Annotated in this window: 1 protein-coding gene; it reads left to right on the forward strand. The window is 67.7% G+C overall.

What is annotated here, in order from left to right:
- Nucleotides 1-241 precede the first annotated feature (241 nt).
- Nucleotides 242-1,390 (forward strand): IS110 family transposase (locus ACWD6R_RS40555; protein ID WP_451823341.1); only part of this gene is annotated, 1,149 nt, incomplete at its 3' end.

Raw genomic sequence — 1,390 nt, forward strand, 5'->3', positions numbered from 1 at the left:
TCAGTCGGTCCTACGTTGTTGGTGGGTTGGATGGGCCGTCGTAAGGTCCAGAGGCCCAGAGACACCGGGTATGGCTTTCAGTCGGTTGCCCTCGATGGTTCCGCCCACCTGGCCGCCCGGTGTCTCACGACGACTCGGCCGCTGATTAGGAGCTGCGAGCACTTCGTGTGTATCGCTGAGTAGGACCACGCTGGCGAGGTCGTTCGGGAGAAGAGCACACACCGACGAACCGGAGGAACCCGTGTCCCAGATCTGGGCGGGTGTGGACATCGGCAAGACCCATCACCACTGCGTGGTCCTGGATGCCGAGGGCAAGCGGCTGCTGTCGCGCCGCGTGCTGAACGACGAGCCGGAGCTCCTGGCGCTGCTCGGCGACGTGCTGGAAATCGACGAGGACGCCGTGTGGGCGGTCGATGTCGCTGACGGCATGGCCACCTTGCTGATCAGTGTGCTGCTCAACCACGGCCAGCAGCTGCTCTACATCCCCGGCCTCGCGGTGAACCGGGCGTCGGCCGGCTACCGGGGCACCGGCAAGACCGATGCCAAGGACGCCACCGTCATCGCCGACCAGGCTCGGATGCGCCACGACCTGGCCGTCCTGCGGCCGGACGACGAGCACGCCATCGAGCTGCGGGTCCTCACCAACCGCCGGGCCGACCTGAACGCCGACCGCACTCGACGGATCAATCGCCTGCGCGGTCAACTCACCAGTATCTTCCCCGCGTTGGAGCGGAGTTTGGATCTGGGCAACGTCGGCCCGCTCATCCTGTTGACCGGTTACCAGACCCCGGCCGCTTTGCGCCGCACCGGCCGCAAGCGGCTGGAGACCTGGCTGCGCAACCGCCACGTCCGCAGTCCCGAGGCCCTCGCCACAGCCGCCCTGGAAGCGGCCGAGCGCCAGCACACCGCCGTCCCCGGGGAGAAGATCACCGCACAGGTGATCCACACCCTGGCGAAGGAGGTGATGGGCCTCAACGAGCAGATCACGGAGATCGACAAGCTCATTGCGGCCCGGTTTCGCGACCATGAACTCGCCGAAGTGATCTCCAGCATGCCCGGGATCGGCCCGCTGCTGGGCGCCGAGTTCCTCGCCGCCACAGCCGGGGACATGAGCCGCTACGGCACCGCCGACCGTCTGGCCAGCCTCGCCGGAGTCGCCCCAGTGCCCCGGGACTCGGGCAATGTCAGCGGAAATCTGCACCGGCCCCGGCGCTACCACCGCGGCCTGCAACGCGTCTTCTACACCTCCGCGCTGATCAGTATCCGCAGCTGCGACGCATCGCGGCGCTTCTACGAGCGCAAGCGCGCCGAAGGCAAGCGGCACACCCAGGCGGTCCTCGCCCTGGCCCGTCGACGGGTCAACGTCCTGTGGGCTTTGATACGTGACGGA

It is taken from the genome of Streptomyces sp. NPDC005151, assembly GCF_053599875.1.